Origin of the sequence: Agromyces sp. NPDC058484, assembly GCF_042720415.1 — a bacterium.
Taxonomy (GTDB): Bacteria; Actinomycetota; Actinomycetes; order Actinomycetales; family Microbacteriaceae; genus Agromyces.
This window is the reverse complement of record NZ_JBHXMP010000004.1, coordinates 101,258-127,718: the sequence shown is the minus strand read 5'-3', so window position 1 is coordinate 127,718 and position 26,461 is coordinate 101,258. Positions and strand designations below refer to the sequence as shown.

At 67.3% G+C, this 26,461-nt stretch carries 18 protein-coding genes, 2 tRNA genes and 2 pseudogenes; 9 read left to right on the top strand and 13 right to left on the bottom strand.

All coding sequences use genetic code 11. From position 1 onward, the window contains the following. Positions 1 to 3: 3 nt before the first annotated feature. Positions 4 to 1,671, bottom strand: a complete 1,668-nt coding sequence (locus ACFWN7_RS05110) for a S1C family serine protease (RefSeq protein ID WP_376937647.1) — start codon at positions 1,669 to 1,671, stop codon at positions 4 to 6. A gap of 168 nt (positions 1,672 to 1,839) precedes the next feature. On the opposite strand from ACFWN7_RS05110, the gene ACFWN7_RS05105 reads away from it, so the two are divergent. Then, positions 1,840 to 3,057 (top strand): aminotransferase class I/II-fold pyridoxal phosphate-dependent enzyme, encoded by a 1,218-nt coding sequence (locus ACFWN7_RS05105; protein ID WP_376937736.1) that lies wholly within the window; start codon positions 1,840 to 1,842, stop codon positions 3,055 to 3,057. Here ACFWN7_RS05105 and ACFWN7_RS05100 read toward each other — a convergent pair. The 3 genes from ACFWN7_RS05100 to ACFWN7_RS05090 all read right to left on the bottom strand — a co-directional run bounded on the left by ACFWN7_RS05100 (position 3,044) and on the right by ACFWN7_RS05090 (position 5,718). Then, complete coding sequence (locus tag ACFWN7_RS05100; RefSeq protein ID WP_376937646.1) at positions 3,044 to 3,862, bottom strand: carbon-nitrogen hydrolase family protein; 819 nt, start codon at positions 3,860 to 3,862, stop codon at positions 3,044 to 3,046. The genes ACFWN7_RS05105 and ACFWN7_RS05100 overlap by 14 nt on opposite strands. Positions 3,863 to 4,060: 198 nt before the next feature. Continuing rightward, positions 4,061 to 4,134 (bottom strand) — tRNA-Met (locus ACFWN7_RS05095). Positions 4,135 to 4,557: 423 nt separating this feature from the next. Further along, positions 4,558 to 5,718 (bottom strand): DNA cytosine methyltransferase, encoded by a 1,161-nt coding sequence (locus ACFWN7_RS05090; protein ID WP_376937645.1) that lies wholly within the window; start codon positions 5,716 to 5,718, stop codon positions 4,558 to 4,560. A 148-nt stretch (positions 5,719 to 5,866) separates the two neighbouring features. Here ACFWN7_RS05090 and ACFWN7_RS05085 point away from each other — a divergent pair, with 148 nt between their 5' ends. Beyond that, on the top strand, positions 5,867 to 7,045 hold the full coding sequence (locus tag ACFWN7_RS05085) for a hypothetical protein (protein ID WP_376937644.1): 1,179 nt from the start codon (positions 5,867 to 5,869) through the stop codon (positions 7,043 to 7,045). On the opposite strand, the gene ACFWN7_RS05080 is transcribed toward ACFWN7_RS05085, so the two are convergent. Further along, positions 7,035 to 7,466: a very short patch repair endonuclease gene (locus ACFWN7_RS05080; protein WP_376937643.1), complete on the bottom strand. Its 432-nt coding sequence runs from the start codon at positions 7,464 to 7,466 to the stop codon at positions 7,035 to 7,037. The genes ACFWN7_RS05085 and ACFWN7_RS05080 overlap by 11 nt on opposite strands. 939 nt (positions 7,467 to 8,405) lie before the next feature. Here ACFWN7_RS05080 and ACFWN7_RS05075 point away from each other — a divergent pair. From ACFWN7_RS05075 to ACFWN7_RS05065, 3 genes and pseudogenes are all read left to right on the top strand, one after another. Further along, a complete protein-coding gene (locus ACFWN7_RS05075) occupies positions 8,406 to 8,927 on the top strand; it encodes a hypothetical protein (RefSeq protein WP_376937642.1) in 522 nt (173 codons plus the stop codon). After that, entirely contained in the window at positions 8,924 to 9,871 is a 948-nt protein-coding gene (locus ACFWN7_RS05070) for a Kiwa anti-phage protein KwaB-like domain-containing protein (RefSeq protein WP_376937641.1), read from the top strand. Before ACFWN7_RS05075 ends, ACFWN7_RS05070 begins: the two co-directional genes overlap by 4 nt. A gap of 243 nt (positions 9,872 to 10,114) precedes the next feature. Then, a pseudogene (locus ACFWN7_RS05065) lies at positions 10,115 to 11,075 on the top strand (IS481 family transposase); the annotation flags it as partial. Between the two features lie 691 nt (positions 11,076 to 11,766). Here ACFWN7_RS05065 and ACFWN7_RS05060 read toward each other — a convergent pair. After that, positions 11,767 to 11,898 carry a hypothetical protein gene (locus tag ACFWN7_RS05060; RefSeq protein ID WP_376937640.1) on the bottom strand — a complete coding sequence of 44 codons (132 nt, stop codon included), beginning with the start codon at positions 11,896 to 11,898 and terminating at the stop codon, positions 11,767 to 11,769. A gap of 87 nt (positions 11,899 to 11,985) precedes the next feature. Continuing rightward, entirely contained in the window at positions 11,986 to 14,526 is a 2,541-nt protein-coding gene (locus tag ACFWN7_RS05055; protein ID WP_376937639.1) for a DUF4062 domain-containing protein, read from the bottom strand. Between the two features lie 257 nt (positions 14,527 to 14,783). Here ACFWN7_RS05055 and ACFWN7_RS05050 point away from each other — a divergent pair, with 257 nt between their 5' ends. From ACFWN7_RS05050 to ACFWN7_RS05040, 3 genes and pseudogenes are all read left to right on the top strand, one after another. After that, a complete protein-coding gene (locus ACFWN7_RS05050) occupies positions 14,784 to 15,485 on the top strand; it encodes a potassium channel family protein (protein WP_376937638.1) in 702 nt (233 codons plus the stop codon). 291 nt (positions 15,486 to 15,776) lie between these two features. Next, positions 15,777 to 17,225: a tyrosinase family protein gene (locus ACFWN7_RS05045; RefSeq protein WP_376937637.1), complete on the top strand. Its 1,449-nt coding sequence runs from the start codon at positions 15,777 to 15,779 to the stop codon at positions 17,223 to 17,225. Positions 17,226 to 17,316: 91 nt separating this feature from the next. Next, positions 17,317 to 17,535 (top strand): annotated as a pseudogene (locus ACFWN7_RS05040) (RNA-binding S4 domain-containing protein); the annotation flags it as partial. A gap of 80 nt (positions 17,536 to 17,615) precedes the next feature. Here the strand turns inward: ACFWN7_RS05040 and ACFWN7_RS05035 are convergent. From ACFWN7_RS05035 to ACFWN7_RS05010, 6 genes are all read right to left on the bottom strand, one after another. Next, a complete protein-coding gene (locus tag ACFWN7_RS05035; protein ID WP_376937636.1) occupies positions 17,616 to 18,827 on the bottom strand; it encodes a tyrosine-type recombinase/integrase in 1,212 nt (403 codons plus the stop codon). Beyond that, positions 18,824 to 19,063 (bottom strand): helix-turn-helix transcriptional regulator, encoded by a 240-nt coding sequence (locus tag ACFWN7_RS05030; RefSeq protein WP_376937635.1) that lies wholly within the window; start codon positions 19,061 to 19,063, stop codon positions 18,824 to 18,826. The genes ACFWN7_RS05035 and ACFWN7_RS05030 overlap by 4 nt, the downstream gene beginning before the upstream one ends. A gap of 169 nt (positions 19,064 to 19,232) precedes the next feature. Further along, positions 19,233 to 19,309 (bottom strand) — tRNA-Met (locus tag ACFWN7_RS05025). Between the two features lie 64 nt (positions 19,310 to 19,373). Continuing rightward, positions 19,374 to 20,237, bottom strand: coding sequence for a class I SAM-dependent methyltransferase (locus tag ACFWN7_RS05020; RefSeq protein WP_376937634.1), 864 nt, complete (start codon positions 20,235 to 20,237; stop codon positions 19,374 to 19,376). A 1-nt stretch (position 20,238) separates the two neighbouring features. Then, positions 20,239 to 23,160 (bottom strand): UPF0182 family protein, encoded by a 2,922-nt coding sequence (locus ACFWN7_RS05015; protein WP_376937633.1) that lies wholly within the window; start codon positions 23,158 to 23,160, stop codon positions 20,239 to 20,241. Positions 23,161 to 23,231: 71 nt separating this feature from the next. Next, positions 23,232 to 24,344, bottom strand: coding sequence for a PDZ domain-containing protein (locus ACFWN7_RS05010; RefSeq protein WP_376937632.1), 1,113 nt, complete (start codon positions 24,342 to 24,344; stop codon positions 23,232 to 23,234). A 162-nt stretch (positions 24,345 to 24,506) separates the two neighbouring features. Between ACFWN7_RS05010 and ACFWN7_RS05005 the strand changes: the two genes are divergently transcribed. Then, positions 24,507 to 25,883 carry a zinc-dependent metalloprotease gene (locus tag ACFWN7_RS05005; protein WP_376937631.1) on the top strand — a complete coding sequence of 459 codons (1,377 nt, stop codon included), beginning with the start codon at positions 24,507 to 24,509 and terminating at the stop codon, positions 25,881 to 25,883. The last annotated feature ends 578 nt before the right edge of the window (positions 25,884 to 26,461 follow it).

Below are 26,461 nucleotides of genomic sequence, written 5' to 3'. Positions count from 1 at the left end.
GTGTCAGCCCTCGAACGTGCCGAGCGTGACGTCGAGCGTCTGCGACTCGCCGTCGCGCGTGAAGGTGATCTCGGCGGTCGCGCCGCCGGGCAGCGCGCGCACCTGGGCGGTGAGGTCGGTCTGGTCGGTGATCGGGACCCCGTTGAACTCGGTGACCACGTCGCCCGGCTGGAGGCCCGCCTGCGCGGCCGCGCCGCCGGTGCTCACCTCGGAGATCAGGGCGCCGACCGTGTCGCTGCGATCGTCGGCCTCGGCGGCCGTGACCGTCGCACCGAGGAGGCCGTGCGTCGCCGAACCCGTTTCGATGATCTCCTTGGCGATGCGCTCGGCGAGGTTCGACGGAACCGCGAAGCCCACGCCGATGTTGCCGGCCTCGGCGCTCGCACCGCCCGTGGAGAGGATCGCGACGTTGATGCCGATGAGCCGTCCCTCGGAGTCGAGCAGCGCGCCGCCCGAGTTGCCCGGGTTGATCGCGGCATCCGTCTGGATGACCGGCAGCGACACCTGGCCCGCGCTCGTGGGCTGCTGTTGTTGCTGCTCTCCACCGTCGGGGTCGGGCAGGTCGAAGAAGAAGTCGAACGGACGCTCTTCGGAGCCGTCGCCCTGGCCGCCCTCACCCTCCTGAGCGTCGTCGGGCGTCTCGGGTGCCGCCGAGGACGCGACGTCGATCGACCGGTTCAGTGCGCTCACGATGCCGTTCGTCACGGTGCCGGCGAGGCCCAGCGGGGCGCCGATGGCGATCGCCGTGTCGCCGACGTTGAGCTCGTCGGAGTCGGCGAACTCGAGCGGCGTGAGGCCCGAGGCATCCGCGAGCTTGATGACGGCGAGGTCGGAGAGCGGGTCGGTGCCGACGAGCTCGGCATCGTAGAGGTGCCCGTCGTGCGTCTTCACCTGGATCGAGGGATCGCCGGTCGCGCCGTCGAGCGTGACGACGTGCGTGTTGGTGAGCACGTAGCCGTCGTCGGAGAGCACGATGCCTGAGCCCGAACCGCCTGCCTGACCGCCGGTCACCGAGATCGTGACGACGCTCGGGCTCGCCTTCGCGGCGACCGCCGTGATCTGGTTCACGGAGTCGGCGTCGTTGACGACGATGTTCTGCGCGTCGCCCGCGCTCTCGCTCGAGGCCGGCTGCTGATTGCTCGTGACGAGCGCGGTGACGCCCGCGCCGGATGCGCCGCCGATGAGCGCGGCGGCCACGATCGCGGCGGCGACGCCGAACCCGACGCGCTGCCTGCGCGCGGGCTGCTCGCCGGCCGGTGCGTCGGCTGCGGGTGCGGGCGGTGCGGGCGCGCCGGCCGGTGCGCCGTAGGGCGGAACGCCCGCGAGCGGCGTGGTGGGCTGCGTCTCAGCCGGGCGCGGCCCGCCGAACGCCGGTGGAACCTGGCCGTCGAACGGTTGCGTCGGCGCGGTGGCGTTCATGTGCTGCGGGGCGTGGTAGGGCTGCGGCGCCTGACCGGGCTGGTACACGGTGCCCGTGGCGGCCGGGGCGGCGGGTGCGACGTCGGCGGCCGGCGGGGCGGGTGCCACGTGGGCGCCGGGCGCGGCGGGCGTGGCGTCGGCGCTGGGCGCAGTCGGGGCGGTCGCGGCAGGGGCGGTCTCGACGCCATCGCCCTCGCGGACATCGTTCCCCTCGCGGACCTCGCCCGTGGGGCCTTCGGTGCTCTCAGTCATGTTGTGCTCCTTCCAAGCTGATGCCAGCATCCCGCCGGAAGCTGTGTGCGGCATCGGCGAAGTCTGTGATCCGGCTATCCCCCAGCAGTGATTCATCCCAACGCGGATGCCGCCGCCGGGCACGCCCTGCGCCAGCGTAGCGGCCTCACCCTGACGTACGGTGAGAGCGTGAGCGACTTCTCCCCCGCACCCGGACTCCGCCCTTGGCAGCGCACGGCGGCCGGCGCGGGCCTGCTCGCCGCCGACGGCACGATCGCGGCGACGATCTTCGCCGAGATGAGCGCCCTCGCCGCCAGCACCGGCGCCATCAATCTCGGGCAGGGATTCCCCGACGAAGACGGGCCCGCCGAGGTGCTCGAGGCGGCACGCCAGGCCATCGCCGACGGCGTGAACCAGTACCCGCCCGGCATCGGCGCGCCCGTGCTGCGCGAGGCGATCGCCGCGCACCAGCTGCGGTGGTACGGGCTCGAGGTCGACGCGGCATCCGAGGTGCTCGTGACCGCCGGTGCCACCGAGGCGCTCGCGGCGACGATCCTCGCGCTCGTCGACGAGGGCGATGAGGTCGTCACCTTCGAGCCGTACTACGACGCCTACGCCGCCCTCATCGCCCGCGCGGGCGGCGTGCACCGCACGGTGCCCCTGCTGTTCCCGGATTGGCGACCCGACCTCGATGAGCTCGACGCGGCGGTCACCGATCGCACCCGCGTGATCCTCGTCAACTCGCCGCACAATCCCACGGGCACGGTGCTGGGCGACGACGTCCTCGACCGCGTCGTCGAGCTCGCGATCCGCCATGACGCCGTCATCGTCACCGACGAGGTGTACGAGCACCTCACGTTCGGCGCACCGCACCGGCCCATCGCGACCCGGCCGGGCGCCCGCGAGCGCACGATCACGATCTCCTCGGGCGGCAAGACGTTCAGCACGACCGGATGGAAGATCGGCTGGCTCACGGCGCCGGCGCACCTCGTGACGAGCGTGCTCGCCGTGAAGCAGTACCTGACCTACGTGAACGGCGCGCCGTTCCAGCCGGCGATCGCCACCGGCCTGGCGCTGCCCGATGCGGTGTTCACGGATGCCGCGGCCGCCCTCCGCGCGAAACGCGACGTGCTCGCGGGCGGACTCGAGGCGGCGGGTTTCGCGATCCCGCTCCCCGACGCCGGCTACTTCATCGTCGCCGGCGCGGCACCGCTCGGATACGACGACGGCGCGGTGCTCTGCCGCGAGCTTCCCGAGCGGGCCGGCGTCGTCGGCGTGCCGGTGTCGGCGTTCGTGCACCCCGACCGCCACGACGCCTACCGCAGCCTCGTGCGCTTCGCGTTCTGCAAGCGCCACGACGTGCTCGAGGAGGCGTCGGCGCGGCTCTCGCGGCTCAGCGCGGCCTGACCTCGAACCTGCGAAGCTCGAGCGCGGGGTTCACGCGTCGCACGGCATCGATGCGTTCGCGCGAGATCCAGGCGACCGCGACATCCGTCGACTCGCCGATCGTCGCGAGTTCGACGCCCATCGGGTCGACGATCATGCTGTTGCCGGCGCCCGCCGGCGGCGCATGGTCGGCCGCGGCGACGTACATGGTGTTCTCGAGCGCCCGCGCCGTGGTGAGCACGCGCCAGTGCGCCTCCTTCAGCGGGCCGCGCACCCACTCGGCGGGCATGCATACGACGTCGGCGCCCGCGTCGACGATGCGCCGGGTGACCTCGGGGAAGCGGGCGTCGTAACAGGTCTGCAGCCCGAAGCGGATGCCGCCCACCTCGAAGGTCTCGGGCTCGCCGGCCTCCCCCGGCGCCACCCACTCCGACTCGCGCTGCCCGAACGCGTCGTAGAGGTGGAGCTTGCGGTAGTGCGCGACGACGCCCTCGCCGGGCGCGACGGCGACGACGGTGTTGCCGACCCTGCGGTCGTCGTCGTCGAGCCGCTCGATGAGTCCGGCGACCACGTGCACGTCGAGCCGGCTCGCGAGCGCTGCGAGGTGCTCGGTGAAGGCGCCACCCACCGGCTCCGCGGCCTCCCGCCAGTCGGGGCCGGGCTCGGGCGTGAAGTAGCTCGAGTACTCGGGGAACACGACGAGTCGTGCCCCGCGCGACACGGCGAGTTCGGTGAGGCGGGTGAGTTCGGCGAGGTTCGCCGCGCCGTCGGCTCCGGGTGCGAACTGGGCGACGGCGATCGCGAATCCAGCGGAGTCGGGCTGCATAGCCACAGCCTACGGCTCGCCCTTCGTTCCCGCTGCGTCAGCGTCGCGAGGGGGCCGAGCCCGGACTACACCACGCACGGGAGCGACTTGACGCCGACGTATCGTCCCTCGTGCTCGCCGCATCGCGAATCCTTGACGTAACGCAGGCGGTAAACACGAAACGCCCGGCCTCTGAAGAGACCGGGCATCCCGATTCGGTTGCGGGGGCAGGATTTGAACCTACGACCTCTGGGTTATGAGCCCAGCGAGCTACCGAACTGCTCCACCCCGCGGCATCGACTCCCTTTCGGCAATCATCCCTCGAATTATCCCTAGTCAGATCGTGTTTTCTCGATCGGGCTATTTGCGATGGTCCAACCAGTTTACGTCACGGTTCGAGTCTGCTCGACCACCCTCGACCCAAATCGAGACCGGATCGCGCCGAGTTTTCGCCGGGTGATCAAATCCGCGTCGGCACTTCCAGGTGGTCGGAAGGAGAGGCCGGATTCTAGAAGTGCCGCTCGGTGGGATTGCCACGGTGGGACTCGTGGACCTCGCCTTCGTAAATCGCTGCCGGGATGAGATCGCCGTCGGCCTCATTGCTGGCGAATGCGGGCCATCCGTTGCGAGAGTCCTCGATCCTTAGCGTCGGACCGACCAAGGATGCTAGCGGGTGACGAGGGCAGCTCGTGGGGGCATCAGCGTCTGTGTTCGGGTCAGCCGAACGCGATCGCTTGCGATGCTCCACTGGGCTCGAGATAGCCCAGCTGGCTTATGAGCGCCCGGACGACGGCCTTGCCGAGTTCAAGTGGGACGGCATTGCCGAGCTGGCGTTGCACATCGGCGCGAGTGCCGTTGATCTTGAAGTCGTCCGGGAAGGACATCAGCCGGAGCATTTCGTTAACGCGCAGTCGACGCGCGCGCTCCTCGCCAGAGGCAGTGCGCACGTTCTCCCAGTGGAATGGGCCGACCCACGGGCCGGGCTGAGCCTGGAGCGTGGTGGAGGGCCGGTTTGGGTCGAGTCGGAGTAGGAATGTCCAGTAACGGCTGCGCCACTCGAAGTGGTTGCGTCCGCCGTAGCGGTCGGTGTGCCAAAGGTAGTTCTGGCCGGGCGGGATCTCCGCGGCGAGCTGGCCGTAGTTGCCGTCAACGATCTCGTCGGCGGATGCCCGGACGAGCCTGGGCAGTCCCTCGAACGCCTGCGCGGCGGTGACGTAGGCGATCTTGCTCGTATCGAACGAACGGGTGTGCTCGCTCCAGCCGGAGTGGGTCGGCTCGGGGAACTCGAACTTCTCCCCGTCACGGCGTCCGACGACGAACACGCGGCGGCGAAGCTGCGGGACGCCGTAGTCGGCGGCGAGGAGGACCTTCCACTGCGGGTTGTAGCCCAGCTCGCCGAGGGCCTTGAGGAGTCGCTCGAACTGCGCCTTATGAGTTTTGTAGGTCAGGCCCTGCACGTTCTCCAGGATGAACCCCTCGGGACGAGAGTCGCGCACCACGCGCACATACTCGTCCAGCAGAGACGCGTTCGGGTCACGGCTCTCACGCTTCTGCTCCAGCCAGAACCCCGACTTGCTGAACGGCGTGCACGGCGGGCCGCCGACCACGAGCACCGGTTCATTGGACCGCAGGCCAGCTACGGCGAGGATCTCATCGGTCGGGACCCCGCGGATGTCGCCGGTGAGCGTCCTCGTGCCGTGGAAGTTGGCCTTGAGGGTCTGAAGCGCAGGGTCGTTGTAGTCGGTCGCGACCGACACTCGCAGCAGGCCGCTGCCAGGATCGCCCGCTGCCAAGGGCTCCGCGTCGGCCCGCTCGACGGCGAGGTCGAGCCCTCCTGCTCCGGAGAAGAGGCTCACCACCGGGAGCTGCTCACCCATATGCCACCTCAATCCTTGGGACGCGCGCCGCCGGTCGTCCGGGGCTGGGCGTGTTCAACCAGTATCGTCGAGACGAGTCTGTCGCAGACCCCCGACATGCCCAGCGGCAAGCGAGCGGTCTGTGACATGCGACGACGATAGGAGGCCTGTGGAGGACGAGTCGCTTGCCGGTCGGGCCTTCAGCGAGGTCTACCGGGTGCAGGGCCGGTCGGATCTGCACGACTTCATCTTGCATGCCGTCGAGGCCTCTGGTGGTCGTGTCCTCTACGCTAGCGACCCCGGTCGCGCACCCGTCTATCTCGGAGTTCAGCTGGACTCGGACGAGCGGATCGGGATGCTCATCTACCCATTCCGAGTCAAGAAGGTGAAGACCAAGGGCAGGCCGGACGACGAGGTTCGCGGTCAACTCCGTTACGGCTCCGAGGAAAGCTGGGAGCGGGAGCATCCGGTAGGCCGTGACGTCGCTGGCGTCGACGTCACGATGATTCTCGGCATCGACATCTCTGATGGAGTGATCCTCGGACTCGACGCGAATCTGTGGGACCCACTGCCGATGGGGATCTCCTTCTACGCGAAGGACGCGGAGATCGAGCAGGCCAGACGTAGCGGCTGGCATGTCTGGGAGAAAGTCAACCGTGGGGGGACGAAGCGGTCAGAGGCCCGCTCTCCCACGAACTTTGAGACCGTCGTCGCGTTCGCCCCTGACCGGCTCATCGACTACGCCAGGCTGGAGCGTCGCGCGACGTCGCTGCGTCTGGACCCCCCGCTGCGCTTCGCCGCCGCGACTGCGATGGCCGATCGCGTCCTCCCCGACGAGCCGCAGCGTCGGCATGTGCTCGAGGAGCAGTTCGCTCTGACCAGCGAGCAGATCCTGGACATCATCGGGGGCCGTAACAGGCTCTCTGTCGCCGTGCGCGGAGGAGTGGCCGAGTACCACTTGGAGCAGGAGCTCACGGGCGCGCCTGGCATCGCATCGGTGGAGCGGCTCGATGTGGACGCGATGCACGACTTCGATGTCACCCTCGACGACGGGACGTTCTTGCGGGTCGAGTGCAAGAACGCCAGCCCCAAGACGTCAGCCGGCGGTGCGTTCAAGGTGGAGGTGCAGAAGACCCGCGCGTCCAAGGGTGACCCGGCTTCGCGCTTCTACGCAGCCGACGGTTTCGATGTGGTGGCGGCGTGCCTGTTCTCACCGACCGGGCGATGGAAGTTCCGCTTTGGCCGCACTGCGGACATGGTCCGACACAAGGACTTCCCCGACCGGCTCGCCCCGATCCAGACCATCACCGACGACTGGACCGGTGGCCTCCCGGCGCTCAGGCGCTGACGGCAGCGCGCCTCTCCTGCACGATCCGGGCGATCCGTTCCGCGACGGTTGACGGTGTCTCGTGCTCCCAGAACCGCAGCACGAGCCAGCCTCTCGCCTCAAGCCGGGAGGTCGTCTCCAGGTCGCGCGCCTGGTTGCGTCCGATCTTGGTGCTCCAGTAGTCGAGGTTCGTGGCCGGCATGCTGAAGTGCTCGGGGCAGCCGTGCCAAAAGCAGCCGTCGATGAACACGGCGACGCGCACGCGGGTGAAAAGGAGGTCGGCGGTGCGGCGCAGGTCGGCCTCTGGGCGGGCGTCGACTCGATACCGGAGTCCCCGGGCGTGGACGAGTCGGCGCACAGCGATCTCGGCCTTGCTGTCGCGGCTGCGGTTGCCTTGCATGGTCTTGCGCGTGGCCGCGCTGGATGCCCATGACTCGTACACAGCCCTACAGTACCGGCGCTGGCGATGCATCTCGCGGGTGCCCGTCTGGTCATTGTTCCCATGGGTGAGCCAGGAACGATGTCGGTTGCGCTCGCGCTTCTTCGCGCAAGCCATTGTTCTGGGCTCCCGCTGGATCCGCCGAACTGGCCCCGGGCGCAGCTTCATCCTCGATCAGACCGCTCATGATCGGTACTCGGTCTGCCGGTGCCATGGTCGATCGCCAGGGTGAGGAGTTCAGACCGATTCGCCGTCGAATTCGTGATCACACGCCCGATCGCGCCCCGTAGCCGTGCGACATCCTCGTCCGCGGCCGCGCGAAAGCAGGCTCCATACAGTAGGGGATGTCCTTCATGCGGTTTACTCAGCACCGAGAGTCGTCGCGCACGAGCCTCACGGGCTCGCACGGGAGGCAGCCGAATGGCTGTCACGGGCCCAGTGACGAGGAACTTCAGCGCGTTCCAGATGAACATCACGACGAGCAGGTTCAGCCATGCCGCCGCGCCGCGTTCGACCAACCCAGCGCTGCTGATTGAAGTGCGCGTTTCGGGTCGCTGATTACGGATCTGCGGGCGGGAGTCCTTCGGGTCGATGAACCGTGTTCACGATCCCAAACGATGTGCTCGCTCGCCGGGGACCGGGTTCCAGAACATCGGTTTCTGCCCGCCGGGGCATCGGATCACGGGACGCCTGCTCCGGCGCGGACAACACCGCCGGTGAGCCCGCGAGCACATCGCATTCTTCAAGGCGTCGAGCGCCGCCGGGAGGCCTGGCCGCCAGCTCGGCTTATGCAGACCTCCTTTCGGAGGCGCCGCTTTCCGGTGCGTCAATTCAGGCTACGGGGGGGCTGGAGCGATGGTGTGGCGCCGGACGCCGGTACGCCTGCTGTCTTCGATGAGCCCTGTTCGCTTGGATGTCTGTGCCTGCCTCTACAGTCGAGGCATGAGGGCGATCGTGGGTGCAGGGCTACTTGCCTCGGCGTTCGCGCCGTTGCTCGCTCTGATCGCAGTCTTGAAGCTGCCCACTTTGGGGTGGGTCAGTTGGGCGATCCTTGCCGGTTGCCTCCTGTCGTTGGTTCTCCTGTGGCTCGTGTTTCGCAGCCTCGCTCGGATCCAGCCGCGCCCCGTGGAGTCGGTCGAGGTCAGACGTGAGGACGAAAGGGCTCTAACGTTCGCTTCGAGCTACATCGTCCCGGTCGTGGTCGCGCTGTTCGGTGATGACGTCGCATCGCTGGCGGCGACAGTCTTGCTCATTCTGCTCCTCGTGGTCATCTACGTTCGGGCCGGGCTGTATCACCTGAATCCGACCCTTGCCGTCGTTGGCTTTCGGCTCTATCAAGTGACGGCGGCGAGCGGCGCGGTCACTATGGTGCTGTCGAGGTCTCGATACCTTCCGCAGCAGGGAGTGGTTGAGTGTCGATACCTTGGTGACGATGTTGCCATCCAGTTGAAGGGACGACCTTGACCGATGAACCGGCGCGACAAGCGCTCATCACCGCGCTTGGCGCAGATCCGACCGGGCTGGACAACTTTGTGATCCGCGGAGATGCACTGGCCGATGCGGATTTGACGCGGTTCGACCTGGTCGACGATATGGCCGTGGGGGTCGTCGACGACGTCCGACGGTTCGCGGAAGCACTGACCGGTAGGCAGTTCCTCGATTACGACCCCTCGTATCAGACGAGCAGTTCCCAGGTCCTCGTCGAGAAGCTGGAGGACATTCCAGAGCTTTCGGCCGTAGACGCCGCAATACGACGCGGTGATGCGCCAAACGACGCTGGTGGGCACGCCGTCGTCGCGATGGCGCACGCGGTGGGCACGGGAGCGAAAAGAATCGTTGCCTACCGGCTCAAAGGGCCTGGGATCGCGACGCGCCGGTCCCGCGGCATAACGCTTATCCCCCGGGATGGGGTCTATCGACCGATCGAGGGTGACGTGCTCTTCTACGAGCCCCGCTTTGACGTGTTCACGTGTGGAGAGTTCGTGTATTTCACGACAGTCACCCTCATTCAGACGAAGCTTCACGCCCCCGATAAGGCGCGCCAGCTTGCCCGGGACACACTGACGGCTGTGACGGCCAAGATCCGGATCGACGGGTTCGAGGCGTTGGAGCAGGCGGTGATGGACGACCCGAGCATGCGCGCAAAGATGGCGTACGTTGCGCGCCTGCTGCAGTCCGACCCGGACTATGCGAACAACCTGACGACGAAGAAGCTCGTTGCCTTCGTTGAGTCATATCCCGATTACGACATTCCGATCACCACCGTGAACGGGAAGAAGGCGCTCCGGTTCGAAGCTTCACCACAACACCGCCACCAGATCCCCCGGTTGCTCGCGGACGACTACCTCCACAGTTACCTCACCGACCGCAACTATGAGGCGGGTTCGAAGCACCGCGTCCGTGCATAACGAGTGACGTCAATGTCCGGGGACCTTCGGGCAAGGACCATACAGGCATTGCGCGAGGCAGAACAGTTCGACATCCCGGTGGAGTCGCTCGTTCAACGACTGGCGGCTACTCCCGACCTGCTCCGTCACCCGGAGCGAGTTGCTGAAGGTTCTTCCCCGGGAGGTTGTGAACGGCTGAGGTAGCGAGGACCTCCGTGCAGGATGTGGGTTACCACACTCACCATCCTGAACACGGAGGTCTTCGTGACTCACGCTAACGCTCCTTTGACGCCGGTAGGGCGTCGCCGTCTTGCCGTTCTCATCGTCGACGACGGATGGGCTGTCCGTCGGGCCGCTGAACGGTTCCAGTGCTCGCCGGCGACGGCGTCGCGGTGGGCCCACCGCTACCGGGCCGGGCTGCCGTTGACGGACCGCAGCTCACGCCCGCACACCTCGTCCACACGGCTACCGCGCCGAACGGAGCGGCGGATCGTCGCGTTGCGGTTCAACCGGCAGTGGGGACCCCACCGCATCGGCTACCACCTGGGCGTCCCGCGGTCAACGGTCGGGCGGGTGCTGGCCCGATACCGGATGCCGCCGCTCACACATGTCGACCGGTCGACGGGGCTGCCGGTGCGCAAACCGAAGCCGATCCGGTACGAGGTCGCCGTCCCCGGTGAGTTGGTGCACGTGGACATCAAGAAGCTCGGCCGGATCCCGGACGGCGGCGGGCATCGGATGCTGGGCCGGCAGACCGGGAACCGGAACAACAAGAAGAAGGGCCGCGGGTACTCGTTCTTGCACCACGCCGTCGACGATCACTCCCGGGTCGCGTATTCGGAGATCCTCGAGAACGAGCGGAAGGAGACCGCTGCCGGGTTCTGGGAACGCGCGAACGCGTTCTTCGCCAGCATCGGCGTCACGGTCACCGCGGTGATGACTGACAACGGATCCTGCTACCGGGTCACGCGTCTTCGCGACCGCGCTCGGCGACCGTGTGAAGCATCGCCGCACCCGCGCCTACCGGCCACAAACCAACGGGAAGGTCGAGCGGTTCAACCGCACCCTCGCCGCCGAGTGGGCCTACGCCGCCGTCTACGACAGCGACGAAGCCCGAGCAGCGACCTACCAAGACTGGATCCACCACTACAATCACCACAGACCCCACACCGGCATCGGCGGCCAAGCCCCCTCAGCCCGCGTTCACAACCTCACGGGGAACTACATCGATCGCCTCGAAGTCGCTGTCGAAACCAGCACGATGAATTCCACAGAACCAGCGTCAGTCGATGACATGTGGGAACTCGGCGAGACTGATGCGACGATCATTGGGCGACGCCGACGTGAACAAGGTCGGCTTCGGGCATATCTTCTTCACGGCCGCGATACGGCGAATTGCGATATCTGCAGTCGCGAGTTGCCTGCGTCTCTCCTCGTTGCCGCCCACATCAAGCCCCGTGCTGTATCAGACGAGGAACACCGCAAAGACTTCGCGTCGATTGCAATGCTCGCGTGCGCGCTCGGCTGCGACGAGCTGTTCGAGCTCGGCTACGTCATCGTCGACGGGCATGGGGCGGTGAAGCCTGGCCGCGACGCAGAAACTGATGCGCTGCAATCAATCGTCGATCGACTGGTTGGCGGAAGATGCACGGCACACAACGCAAGAACCGCAGGCGATTTTGCCGACCGCGCAAAGCTCGTGATGGCGTAGCCGTATGGAGTCCACGGGTCTGCCCCGGGTCTGGTTGACGCTTCGGGGTTGGGCGATCAGGCCGCTTCTGGGGTTCCATAGATCATCTCAAACTCGATCGGGGTGACCTTGCCGAGACCGCGTTGGCGACGGCGTCGGTTGTACTCGGTCTCGAACGAGGGAGCACCGCGGTGACGGCCCACCCGCCGCCTGGTGCCGGGCCGGCCTAGCAGGTGCCGCCGAGCAGGGCGGCGCGCTCCATCATGCCGATGATGCCGAAGGCGTGGTTGATGAAGGTCGCCGCGGAAGTACTGGATGTCCACGAGAGCCGTCGACGCCGTACCGTCGTGACCGGCACGCTCCCCGATGATCGGGGTATCGCGCTCATCGCACGAGAAGGTTTCGAGACCGCCGACGAGGAACAATGCGCGGTCACTTGGGGTCGTCAGGCGAGCGCCTCCTCGACGATCGCCGCCAACCCGGCCTTCCGTCCAGCTGCTCGTCCCTCGTCGAGAGCAGTGGCGGACGGTCCAGCCAACACCTCGTTGAGGATGGGCTCGTGGTACGAGAACATGCTCAGAAGCACGCCTTTCCTCTCGCGGACATCGTCGGCGGCGCCGAGTAGCCGTCCGGCGCGATCGATATCGCCCGACGTCGCTGCCACGGCGAACAGGCCTTCGAGGCCGAAGGCGACGCCTTCCTCATGACCAACGGCGGAGGAAATCGCCACTTGCTGCTTGAAGTAGTTGAGCGACATTTCGGGCTTCTCGGAGAGCAGCGATGCCCATCCGAGGTGATTGAGTGCGTTTGACTGGCTGACTATCTCGCCGCTCTGCCTCGTTGCCGCGAGGCTGCGCTCGAACTGTTGTACGGCCGCCGGGATGTCGCCACTCATGAGGGTTGCCTGACCGCGCATCTGCAACACCATTGCCACAAGAAAAGGATTCTTCAGCTGATCGGCTAGTTCTTCGCACTGCCGAAGAATGCGCTGCGCCCCATCTATTTCCGGTGGGCTCTTCAGGAGCTCACAAAAGGCCAGGGCGGTGAGCGAGAGAAGTTCGCCAAACGGATCGCCGTCGTGTCGAAAGAACTCCATGCAACGTTGAAGGGCAGGTAGACCGCTCAGGTCATGGCCCTTCCACACTCCGAAACCGGCCTCGTAGAACTCTGCACGGAACCGAGTACGCTCCTGCAGTTCGACGCCTGGTCGCAGGAGCTGCGTCATCCAGCCGACCACCTCGCTGGGGAGTCCGCGAGCCCACCAGAACCAGTACAGGGGCCAGACCAGTTCAGCTATGGCGTCCCGTCGGCCGGTCTCTGAGAAGTAGTCGATGGTCGCGCGGATCTCGTCCAACTCGTCGACCAGTCGAGACATCCACAGTGACTGTTCTGGACTGATCAGCTCGGGTTCAGCCTTCACCGTCAGGCGAGCGTAGAACGTCGCGTGCCGGTCCCGACACTCGAGGAGGGAGCCGTGGGCTTCGAGCTCGTCACGCGCATACTCGCGGACGACCCCGAGCATTGTGAACCATGCCCGTGAGCCGCGGTCCTGCTCGCGGACGAGACTACTGTCGATCAGTGCGGCCAGCGCGCTGACGGCATCCGCACCATTGAGGCCCTCATTCATCCACTCGACCGCGTCCAGACCAAACCCGCGACGGAACACGCCGAGCCGCAGAAGGAGTTGCCGCTCATCATCGCCGAGGAGCTGGGTGCTCCATTCGATGGTCGATCGAAGGGATTGTTGGCGTTCCGGGCGATCCCGCGCGCCGTCGACCAGGAGCGTGAGCGCGCGGTCCAGGCGGCGCGCCAACTCCGCCGGGGTGAGCACTCGTATGCGAGCCGCCGCGAGTTCCAGCGCCAGCGGAGCATTGTCCAGCGCGGCACAGATGGCGGCGATGTCCCGAGCATTGTCTTCCGTGAGCTCAAAGTCAGGTTTCACGGCGCGGGCGCGCTCCACGAACAACTCAATCGCGGCTCGCGGCGCCAGCGACCGCAGGGCGACGCTCCGCTCCCCCTCGATGCGCAGAAGAGTGCGGCTCGTCGCGAGTACCGACGCAGTCGAACCGCTGAGCAACGCACTGATCTCTCCCGCTGCGCCCACGACCTGTTCCATGTTGTCGAGCACCAGAAGGACACGCCGACCGTCAAGGGCCCTCTTCACCTTCGCGAAGAGCGGAACGTCGCCGCTGTCGCGGATCCCGAGTGCGCTGGCGATGGTTGTCAGAACCAGGTCGGGATCGCGCACCGGGGCCAGATCCACGAACGCGACACCATCCGGAAAAGACTGCTCGACCTCGCGCGCCGCGGCGATGGCGAGTCGGCTCTTGCCAATACCTCCCGGACCCGTCAGAGTCACGAGGCGGCGCTGTTCGATGGAGAGCATCTGGACGATGTCGGCCAGTTCGTCATCGCGGCCGATCATCCGCGTGAGCGGAGTCGGGGGTCTGACGATCTCAGTCGATGACGGGTTCGTCAACACGTCGGCCCGAGGCGCACGTCGCCGGTCGCCAGCGGCGAATCGCTCGGCGAGCAGCGTCGCGAGGTCCGTGGTGAGCAGCGTGGTCAGCTCGTCCGCGTTGTCAAAGGAAACGTATGACGCTCGGTCGTCCTTGCGGATGCGGTCCAGCAGTGCTTCGAGGCGCTCTTGCCGGTGATCGCTTCGTTTCATGTAGATGAGCATCGGTATGTCCGACGCGAGGTCATACTCGTCCTCCAGTCCCGAGACCTCCTCGCCTGGCGCAATCCAGCCGTATTGCTCCCAGTAGAGACCGACGAAGATGTCGCTTTGGTCAAGGTAGGCGCGGTATAGCGACCGAGGAGGGTGGGGTCGGGCGCCGAGCTCGAACATCACCGGTGCGAGGGCGAGGCGTTCGATCGCTGCTCGGGCCGCCCGACGTTCCGTCGCCAACTCGCGCAGGGTCGAACTGACGAACACGCGCAGACGCTCGTCGGGCGTGCGGATGACGCCGGCTACCCGATCCATGAGCGAAGTATGGCCGCACTCACCCGGGCCATGCAATGGCCCGGCGGCGGGAACGTTCGGGTTAGCAAGGTTCCGATCGAGACCACCTTCACCGCTCAAATCACGTTGCCCAACGGTGGTCGCGGTGGAGGCACCTCGTAGCGGCCATCTCGCTGAGGGATCGTTCCGCGGGCCCTACGCACCGGGTGCTGAAGGCGCGAACACCCGGAGAACGTTATTCTGCCGAGAGGGCGTGGCGCGCCTCTAGGCTGGCCGGCATGGATCAGCAACGCTGGCAGAAGCTCGTCGATTGGCCGCTCGCGATCGCCGCCATGGCGTTCCTCATCGCGTACTCGTGGCAGGTGATCGGCGAGCTCACCGGCACTACAGCGGCCGTCGCGGAGACGGTCATCTGGGGCACCTGGGCGCTGTTCGTGGTCGACTACTTCGTGAATCTCTGGCTCGCCGAGCAGCGTTGGCGGTGGTTCTACACGCACTTGCTCGACCTTGCGATCGTCGTCCTCCCCATGCTCCGCCCACTCCGGCTGCTCCGGCTGGTGACCCTCCTCGCAGTGCTCCAGCGCACCGCCGGTGCTGCATTCCGTGGGCGCGTGATCCTCTACGTCATTGGCGCTTCGCTGCTGCTCGTGTGGGTAGCTGCCGTCGCGGTCCTCGACGCCGAACGCGGTCACGACGCGTCCATCCAGACGATCGGGGACGGGCTCTGGTGGGCATTCGTGACGATCACGACCGTCGGCTACGGAGACTACTTCCCGGTGACGCCGACGGGGAAGCTCGTCGCGGTCGGAGTGATGATCGGCGGGATCGCGCTGATCGGTGTGGTGACCGCCACCTTGGCGTCCTGGATCGTGGAGAAGGTCGGCGAGTCCAACCAGAAGGAGGAAGCAGCCTCAAAGGTGGAGATGGAGAAGCTGACATCGGAGATCCGCGCCATACGGGAAGAACTCACCCGCGGCTGACTGGCCAACCTGCCCCTCGACCTGCCCTTGAGACGATCCTTCAATGGTCATCGAGGTAGTCCTCAGAAGTGAGGACTGATTGCTCCCGCGGAATGCGAGTAGACCGGACGAGTGCAGGTTTCTGTCCATCGGCTGCATCGCTGGCCCATCACAGAGGCAGGATCGACAAAGAGTGGGGGGCTGCGCATGGACCGTCCAGTGACTCAGTTACGCAGGGACAGTCACCGCCGCATCATCGCCCTGTGCAATCCGGATGAGGCGTGGTCGCCTCGCAGGACCGAAGACGTGATCGTGGACATCGAGTCTCGTCAGCACCGCTACTTCATCGACTCATTGAACGGCTCGCGTTCGGCGATCTCGGTGGTGTACGGCAGCCCGGGCAAGTGGCTCCGATCCTCGCCGGATGCCGCGCCCGACAACAACCTGCAACTCCTTCCCTTCTGCACGGCTCGACTCGATCCGGGCGAGATTCCGCCGACTACGCCGGTGCGGAGAAACGCGGCCACCGTCACCCAGGAAGAGCGGGACCGGCTTCGGGACGCCATCATCGAGCTCGATCGGCGATGGCCCGGCGCCGACCGATCGACCAGCTGGTGGAAAATGCAGCACGAGATCCACCGCAGGACGCACGTGCACGGGGGTCCTGCCTTTCTTCCGTGGCATCGCAACCTCATCAATCGGTTCGAGGGGCTCCTGCAGGAAGTCGATCCGGGCATCGCCTTGCACTATTGGGACTGGCAGACCGATCCTCGAAGAAGCCCCGACGGACGCGGGGGTTTCGTCAACCTCTTCAACAGCGAGTTCATGGGGTCTTCGAACGGCGGCCTGTTCCCGCCCTTCCACAACCTCATCGGAGCGGGCGTCGTTCGGGCGGTCGCCGCGGGTGCTCCGCAGAACTTCTCCATCGCGGGTCGTCAGTTGGGGCTCGATCCCGACGATGCCACCGTCGCGGCCGAAACATTCCCCGAGATGCGGATCCAGGTCGAGGGCAACCACGGCGAGGCCCACGCGTACATCGGCGGAACGATCGGGGCCGGTCATCCCTCGTTCATGGATCCGTTCGTCTTCCTGCTTCACTCGAATGTGGATCGGCTCTTCGCCAGCTGGCAACTGCGTGCCCGTGGAGACTCCCGGCAATGGCTCTCGAGGCTTCGCCCGGACGAGGTCTACGGCGACGAGCGGGATACGGTCGACAGCCTGGTGGAAGACCCTGACGGCTCCGGGATGGTGACCTCAGCCGGAATCTCGGTCACGATGAAGCCTTGGGATGGGAGCACGGGACTCGAGCCGTGGGCATCGCAGCCCGAGTCGATGACATCACTTGACCCGAGCATCGTTCGACCGCCGCTCTATGACCAGTACACGTTCCCGATCGGATTCTCGTGGAACGCTATGATCGGCGGTCACCGGCTTCCGGATGGTGACCTCATCGAGGTGACTATTGCCGAGGGCGCGACGTCGTACGAGACCGTCGACTTCGTGCTCGAGAGCGGGCCGAACGTGGGCTCGTGGAAGGGGCTGAGGGTGCCCGACGGCGAAGGATCGAGCTGGCTGATCAGCACCGACGGCGCCGACAGGCGAGCCAGTGTCGGACTGTGGGCGCACCAGGTACGCAACGGCCAGCGTCTCATCTTCTACAAGGCCAAGGGCCTCGGTGCGAAGTCCACCGTGTATCGCCTCGCCGATCTTGAGAGATTGGCGCCCGGGACTCGGGTCACCTTCCGATGGCTGGCGGATTGATCACGCGGAATCTAAGCGGATTGTCCGCAGTGCGGCCGCGCGGTGGCCATTCCGCGGCTCGTCGGCCCACCTGGCCGACCAACTTTCGGGGATGACGAACCCGGCTCCGCTCGACGACGTCCCGATCGGCGGTGAGGTCACTCGCCTCGGGCAGTTCCTGAAGTTCGCTGGGCTCCTCGGCTCCGGTGGAAACGTGCAAGAGGCCATCATCGACGGCTATGTGGCCGTGAACGGCGAGGTTGATCGCCGGCGCGGACGACAGCTGCAGGTCGGAGACATCGTGCTCCGTATACCCCGCCCGGTCAAGGTAGGTTGCCCGCATGGGCACGCCATCCGCAACAGAAGCTGTCGGCACATCAGGCGAGTCGGTCACGTGGGCGCTGTCGCCGGTCATGTGCGACGTGCAGCGGTGAGCTCCCGTCGTGGCGCCAAGCCCTGCAGGTAGAGCGCCGGCGATGCGATCGGCTTCGGCTCCTCGGGCTGGATGTAGTGCTTCTTGGCGACCTCGGGGCTGTTGCCGAGAACGTCCGCTGCGGTTTCCACGTCACTGGCACGCGCGATGACGGTTCCGGCGGTGCGACGGAAGGTGTGCGGAGTCACCTTGAGGTCGGCAAGGCCTGCGTCCTCCAGCATCTTCCGAAGCGTGCGCCGCACGTTGTTCGGCGCCAGCGGCGTTCCGACCCGCGTATGGAAGATCAGGTGGTCACCGTCAGCATCCTCGAGAAGGCCGAGTCGTCGGCGCAGAACCTCCGCGGTGAAATCAGGAACCTGCAGGATGCGGTGCGACGAGGATGTCTTCGGGTGATCCTGCCGATAGACGCCTCGGCCTCTGATCACGACGAGCGTCCCCGCCACGGTGACCTGCATCGGCGAGGTCGTGTCGTCGACGTCGCTCTTCCGTAGTGCGAGCGCCTCTCCGATTCGATCGCTGGTGCCGAGCATCACCTCGATGACGTCCTGCACCTGCCCGTCCGGGCGCGGACCGCTGACGGACGGCCCGCTGCGCCATGACGCGACGGCCTGACGAACCAGCTGCAGCTCATCCAGACTCAGGGCGACCGGTTTGCTGACCGGCTGCTTGAGGCGGGCGGTGCCGGCGACGGGATTGCGATGCAGCGCGTCGTGTCGAAGCGCATAGTTGAACATGAGGTTGAGCACCACCCGACTGTGCCGGGCGTGCGCGTACGAGACGAGCGACTGCCGCTTGAGGAACTGATCAACCCGACCCGTCGTCACCTCGCGGAGCCGGAACGTGTCGAACGTCGGCAGCACGAGACTGGTCAGCTCACGTCGATACAAGTCCTTCGTGCCCGCTGCGAGATCTGTGCGCACCCGCACATCCTCGATCCACGCTGCGGCGAGCTCGGCGACGGTGCTCTCCGGCGACAGGGCGACCCCGAACCCGGTCGCCGTGTTGCGCCGTTGAAGCTTCAGCCGCAAGCTCTGCTTGGCCTGCTTCGCGGTCGCCGCCGAGGCGGTCACCTTCCGAACCATTCCGTCGCCGTCCCGGTACCTCGCCTCAGCCCGAATGGTGCCGCGACCAGTGCGGATGGTGCTGATGTCGCCGTAGGTCCCGATCTCCAGTCGGCTGCGACCGGTCATCGGGTGGCACCTTCGGCGAGGTCGGCGGCGTGGTCGTGCGCCTCCATCCCTTCCAGCCAGGCCTGTACCTCGGAGAGCCGGTAGCGCAGCTCGCGGCCGACCCGAAAGCCGCGCGGGCCCCGGTGGGCGTGCCGGAGGTCGTGGATGGTCTGCACCGGGACGCCGAGGTGGGCGGCGAGCTCGCTGGTCGTCAACACCGGCTCCAGGCCGGGGAATGCGTGCGATGTCTCACTCATACCAGTGAGTTACACCAGCGCGTCCGAGCGCTCGCGAGGAGGGTCGAGGCGCACCTGGCGGTGAGACGAGAAATCCGGCGCAGCGTGGGGCTGCGCCGGATTTGCGCCGAGTCAGTCATTCTTCGTTCCCTTGGTAGGTACCGAGAAACCGAATCTGACCGGGACTTCTTGGTTGCGGGGGCAGGATTTGAACCTACGACCTCTGGGTTATGAGCCCAGCGAGCTACCGAACTGCTCCACCCCGCGGCACAAGAGATAACACTAGCATGCGGGGCATCCGTCGTCCAATCGAACCGACCCCGCCGGCGCCCTACCCGTTGCGGCCGGGGGCCGACGCCACCACCTCGTACGACAGCGGAAGCCAGCGCTCGGCCGGCCAGCCGAACATGCCCTCGCCCTGCGGTTCGGCGATCGGGAAGATCTGCCAGGGCACCTGGTAGTGCTCGGTGAACTCGTCAACCGTGAGGCCCGCCGCGCGCAGCGAACCCAGGACCTCATCGAGCGGATGCATCCATTCCCACGTTCGGCAGTTCTGAAGCTCGACCTCGGGGTCGGCGTAGTCGCTCGGGTCGTCGAGGATGTCGGGTTGGGGGTTCGCGTAGGGGTACTGGAACGTCGGCATTCCGCCGGGTCCGTCGGCACCGTCGAAGACATACGCGCTCGGATGCCCGTCGGCGAAGTAGAGGCGCCCGCCGGGCTTCAGGTACCAGGCGATGATTCGCGCCCATTCCGGGACATCCGGAAGCCAACCGATCGTGCCCCAGGTCGTGAACACGAGGTCGAAGGATTCTGGCTCGGGGAGCACGTGACGCGCGTCGTAGACGTTCGCTTCGATGAAGCGGGCGCGTGGAGCGACGCCGATCTCGGTGGCCATGCGCCGCGCTTCCTCGACGGCCGGCCGTGAGAAGTCCAGGCCCACCACGCTCGCACCCAGGTTGGCGAGCGAGAGGCTGTCGGACCCGAAGTGGCATTGGAGGTGCAACACCCGGATGCCCTCGAGCCCATTGGGATGCAATCGATCGATGCCCGCACGCGCGATCGGGTCGAGCACCCCCTGTCCTCGCCTGAGCGGCTCCTGGTCGTAGAAATCCGACGCCAGGTGCACCGGCACCCGCTCGTCCCAGTTCGACCGGTTGTCGTCGAGCCAGTCGCCGCCCCGGAGGTCGATCGTCACGTCAGCCGGCCGGCTGCTCGGCGCTCGTGAGCTCGATCAGCTGGGCGATGATCTCGGCCAGCTGCGCATCGGCGACGCCGTACGCCGCCCAGTCGCCCTCGGCGAGCGCCGCCTGCTTGTCTTGGAGCGCGACCTTCGCCTCGTTCAGCAGCGCCTGCACCTCGTCGCTCGGGGTGGTCGGGGTGGTGGGCGTCGTCGGCGTCGTCGGCTCGCCGCCGTCGGGCGGCGTCGTCGGCTCGGGGGCGGGCTCGACCTCGTTGTCTCCGGCTTCGGCACCCGAGTCGCCGCCGAACAGCACGTCGAGGGCGAGATCGAGGGTGTCCTCGAAGGCGATCTGGTCGCCGAAGGCCACGAGCACCTTCTGCAGCAGCGGATAGCTCGTGTTGCCCGTCGACTTCACGTACACCGGCTGCACGTAGAGGAGCCCGCCGCCGACCGGCACGGTCAGCAGGTTGCCGTTGATCACCTCGGACTGGCCCTGCTTCAGGATGTTCAAGGTCGCCGAGATGCTGGGATCGCCGTTGAACTGCGCCTGCACCTGGCCGGGACCGGGGACGTTGTCGTCTTCTGGGAGGGTGAGCAGTCTGAGGGAGCCGTATCCGTCGGCCCGCTCGCCATCGGTGGAACCCGCGTCGGAATCCACAGCGAGGTAACCTCGCAACACGTTGCGGCTCTGTTCGCCGCGCGCCTCGGGAATGAACGTCGAGTACAGCGAGTACGACGGCACGTCCTGGCCGGGCATCTGCATCGTCAGGTAGTACGGGGGTTGCAGGAGCGTCGAGTTCGCGCCGGCGGTGGGGTCGTTCGGTGTCGTCCACGCGTCTTCGCGCGAATAGAAGGAGAACGGATCGGTCACGTGGTAGCGGCCGAGCACGGCCCGCTGCATCTTGAACAGGTCGGCCGGGTAGCGCACGTGGCTGAGCAGTTCGCCCGACATCTCGCTCATCGGCTCGAGTGTGTTCGGGAAGATCTTCTGCCACGTCTGGAGGACGGGGTCCTGCTCGTCCCAGGCGTACAGCGTGACCGAGCCGTCGTATGCGTCGACCGTGGCCTTGACCGAGTTGCGGATGTAGTTGACCTCGTCGAACGGAAGCGTCTGCGGCAGGCCCTCGCTGTCGGCGATGGCCTCGCTCATGCTCACCTTGTTCGAGTACGGGTACTGGTCGGTGAGGGTGTAGCCGTCGACGATCCAGACGATGCGACCGTCGACGACGGAGGGATACGTGTCGGTGTCGAGGGTCAGGTACGGAGCGACCTTGCGCACGCGTTCGAGGGGCTCGCGGTCGTAGAGGATCTGCGACTCGTCGTTGACGGCCTCGGAGAGGAAGATCTGCTCCGACTGGAACTTCAGCGCGTAGACGAGCTTCGTGAACACGTTGTCGAGCTTCGGCCCGCCGTCGCCGTCGAACGTCGACTGCGTCTCCCGCGCGCTGTCGCCGCCCGCGGGGTAGTCGAGCTCGACCGGGTCGGTGCCCTCGGGTGCGCCGACGATCGAGTACTCGGGCGAGGTCTCGCCGAAGTACACCCGCGGCTGGAAATCGCCGAGCTCACCGGTCGACGGGATGCCCGACTGCAGGAACACCGGCTGGCCGTCGACCGAGCGCTGATTGCCGGCCGCGGCCACGAGACCGTAGCCGTGGGTGTAGACGATGTGCGAGTTGAACCACGTCTGGGCGTCGCCCAGGCCTTCGAGGGCGAGGTCGCGCACGGCCACGACCGTGTCGCGCGTCTCACCCTCGATCTGGTAGCGGTCGACGTCGAGCGCGTCGGGGAACTGGTAGTACTGGCGGAACTGCTCGAGCTGCTGGAACGCGGGGCTGATCACGAGCGGGTCCATCAGGCGGATGTTCGCGGTGGTCGTGGCGTCCTCGCGGAGCGCGCCCGGCTCGGCGTCGGTTTCGGCGTTGAAGGGGATGGTCTCGATGTCGGCGACGCCGTAGGCGTCACGCGTGAGGTCGATGTTGCGTTCGATGTAGGGAGCCTCGAGGGTTCGGGCGCTCGGGTCGACCTGGAAACGCTGGATCACCCACGGGTAGAGCGACCCGATGAGCAGGCTCGACACGACGAGGAGCGCGGTGCCCACGAGCGGCAGGCGCCACCGCCCGATGACCGCGGTGACGAAGAACAGGAGCGCGACAACGACGAAGATGGCCGCGATGATGCCGCGACCGGGGATCACCGCGTTCACGTCGGTGTATGCCGCGCCGGTGATGAGCTCGCCCTGCTCGGTCACGGCTGCGTACTGGTCGAGCCAGATGCTCACGGCCTGCAGCAGGAGGTAGATGCCGGCGGTGACCGCGATCTGCACGCGGGCGGACTTCGAGATGACGACCTCGCGCCCGCTCACCCGGATCGACCCGTAGAGGTAGTTCGTGGCGATGACGAGAAGGAGCGACAGCAGGACGACGGCCGACGCGAATCCGACGATCGAGCGGTAGAAGGGCAGCTCGAAGACGAAGAACCCGATGTCGAAGCCGAACTGCGGGTCCGTGGTGCCGAACGGGGTGCGGTTCAGCCACGTGAGTGTGAGATCCCAGCGTGTCGACGTGGAGACACCCGCGAACACGCCCAGCACGACCGGGATGCCGTACATCGCGAGCCGGCGCAGGGGCTCGAACACCTCTTGGTAGCGGTCGAGCTGCGAGTTGAGCTTCGCGTACACGGGTCGGGTGCGGTAGGCGATCTGGATGGACGCCCAGACCGGCACCGCCATCGCGAGGAATCCGATGACGAACAGGATGACGCGGGAGATCCATTCCGTGGTGAGCACGCCCAGGAACCCGAGCTGGTCGTACCACAACACGTCGGCGTAGAGTCCGACGAACACGAAGAACGCGATGACGAGGGCGATGACCACCCCGATCGTCACGACGATGGGCGCGCGGCGGCGCGGAATCCTCGGTTCTTGCGGCTGTGCTGACACTCTCGGCCTCATGTTCGGTCGCTGTGGGATCGAGACTCCATCCTAGGGTCGTGATCCTTGGAATCGGCTGTTCAGGCGGCTGGGCAGGAGGCGAATCCGGCGGTGTCGTCGCCCTCGCCGATCGCTTCGACGATGGTCCGCGCCTCGTCGAGTGTGGAGACGGCGAACACGCGCATGCCGTCGGGGACATGTCCTGTCACCTCGTCGCAGTTGGAGGCGGGGGCGAGGAACCATTCGGCTCCGGCGTCCTCGGCACCCCAGAGTTTCTGCCGGATGCCGCCGATGGCGCCGACCGCGCCCGCCGAGTCGATCGTTCCGGTGCCGGCGATGATCTCCCCGCCGGTCATCGCCCCGCGCGTCAGCTTGTCGACGATGCCGAGCGCGAACATCATCCCGGCGCTCGGGCCGCCGACGTTGTCGAGTTGCAGTTCGATATCGATCGGGAACTCGTATTGCATCCGGACGCCGACGCCGAGCACGGTCGCCCCGTCTCGCTCGACGGGCGTCACCTCGACGCGCTGCTCGGCGCCGTCGCGCACGACGAGGAGGTTCGCGGGGGCATCCGTGCCGTTCTCGCGAACCGCTGCGCGCAACTCGTCGACCGAGTGCATCGGCTCACCGTTCACCTCTGCGATGACATCGCCGTCGGCGAGCACCCCTGCGGCGGGCGAATCGTCGAGGACACCGGCGACGGTCACGTCGCGCGGGAAGTCGTGGCCGAGCTCGACGAGGGCGGCAGCGATCGCGTCCTGCTGCGAGTCGACCATCGCCGCCTCGTTCCGCGCGTCGCGATCGTCATCGCTCAGGCCGGGCGGGAAGATCGACTCGACGGGGACGGCGGACCGCGTGCGGTCGAGCCACGCGCCCAGCACCTCGAGCCAGTTCGGCGTCCGGCCCGGTTTGCCGAGGACCGTGACCGTCAGCAGGTTGAGCTCGCCGTCGGTCGGGAACGTCTCCTCGTCGGGGATCTCGATGAGCGGCACCTCTTCGCCGTCGGTTCCCGCGACGCCGAGGGTGTCGTAGACCGGACCCGGCTGCTCGATGACGTACGGCGTCGGGGTCAGTGCGAGCACCACGGCGATGCCGACGGCGAGCGTGATCGCGGCCCAGCCGATGCGATCCCGGCGGGAACGGCGGTGGCGACCCTGCGGGCTCGGCGACGGGCCGTCGGCGAACAGTGCCATCGGTGGATTCCTTCCGGGCGACCGGAGTCGCCGTGTGCGAACGCCTGGGCCGGCGCTGTTCGCGAAGGGCGGACACCCGGAAGGTCCAGCCTAGGCCATTTCCCAGACACGCGCCCATGGCCCGGGGCTACGGTTGAGGGGACGCGACTGGAGGTGGCTCACGTGGCCGATCACGACGACGAGCCGGGCGGCAGGAATCCCGAGGAGGAGTTCCGAGAGATGCTCCGCGACCTGCTGTCGGGGGCCGGCGGGATCGATCCGTCGCAGCTCGCGGGCGCCGCCGGGCTCCCGAACGACCCGGCCAGCCTCGCCGCCCTCTTCGGCCAGCTCCAGCAGGCGATGAACCGCGGCGGCGACGGCATCGACTGGAGCCTCGCGCTCCGCCAGGGCGAGGAGCGCGCGGCATCCGCTCAGAGCCAGATCAGCCAGGAAGACCGCAACCGCCTCGACCAGGCGCTGCAGGTCGCCTCGCTCTGGCTCGACGAGGTGGTCGACTTCTCGGCCCTGCCCGAGACCCCCGAGCTGCTCACCCGCCGCGCGTGGGTCGCAGCCACGATGCCGGTGTGGTCGCAGCTGGCGGAGCCGGTCGCCCTCAGCATCTCCGACTCCCTCACGCGCGTCATGAGCGAGCAGGCGCCCGAGGAGCTCCGCACGATGATCCAGGGCGCGAGCCGCATGATGCGCGGCATCGGCGGAGCCCTCTTCGCGATGCAACTCGGGCAGGTCGTCGGCCAGCTCGCGACCGAGGTCGTCTCGGGCGGCGACATCGGCATCCCGCTGCAGAACGACGGTCGGGCGGCCCTCGTGCCGCAGAACGTGGCCGAGTTCGGCGACGGCCTCGACATCCCCGGCGACCAGGTCGAGCTCTACCTCGCGGTGCGCGAGATCGCACATGCCCGGCTCTTCCGGCACGCCCGTTGGCTTCGCCTGCATCTCATCACGGCGATCACCGCGTTCGCACGCGGCATCGACATCGACACCGATCGGCTCGAACAACTCGCCGAGGGCTTCGACCCGTCGAACACCGACGCGCTTCGCGACGCGGTGGTGAACGGTGCCCTCATCAGGCCGAAGAGCGAGGCGCAGCAGGCCGCACTCGGCCGGCTCGAGACGATGCTCGCGCTCGTCGAAGGATGGGTCGACGCCGTCACCGCGGATGCCACGGGGCGCCTGCCGCGCTCCGACGCCGTCGCCGAGTCCATCCGCCGCCGCCGGGCGTCGGGGGGTCCCGCCGAGTCGGCGTTCGCGACGCTCGTCGGACTCGAGTTGCGGCCGCGCCGACTCCGCGATGCCGCGGCGATGTGGCGCGCGGTGACCGACGCCGTGGGCGTCGAGGCGCGCGACGCCCTCTGGGCGCATCCCGACATCCTGCCGACGGCCGACGACCTCGACGACCCGAGCGGGCTCATCGCACGCCTCACGGGCGCCGAGTCCGCCGAGTCCGCGACGGGCGACGAGTTCGACCAGGCGCTCGAGCAGCTGCTGCGGGGCGAGACCCCCGCCGCACCCGGTGAGGACGGCGAGGAGCCCAGGGGCTGACGCCCGGGGACGTGGCTGTGCCCGCCTGTGGACGGATGCCGCGGGCGACGTGCGGTCTCGGGCAAGCTCTGGTCATGGCACCGCGCATCGACCCGACGCTCCCCCTCGTGTGGCGTACGCCGACCGACCTGCAACTCGGAGCAACGAGCGCCCGCGTCGTGCTCCCACGCGCCGGCGAGCTGGAGACCGGGCTCATCGCGGCACTCCGCGCCGGCGCGAGCGTCTCGACGCTGATCATGATCGGCACCGGCCTCGGCGCCGGCGAGGGCGAGGTGCGCCGGCTCCTCGCAGCCCTCGAGCCGGCGTTCGAGCGCGACCCCGGCTCCGAACCCGGCTCCGAACCCGACGTCGACCCGCGGCACGGTGCTGCGGCATCCGCGACGGCCCCATCAGACGGCGGGCTCCGGGTCGCGGTCGACGCCGAGGGCGTGATCGCGCACCACCTCACTGCGAACCTCGAGGCGCTCGGCTATGACGTGGCGTCCATCCACGACGACGGCGGCGAGCCGGCGGACCTGACGGTGATCGCCGCGATGTGGGTCGTGGCCCCCGCGCGGCATCTGCCGCTCCTCCGCCGT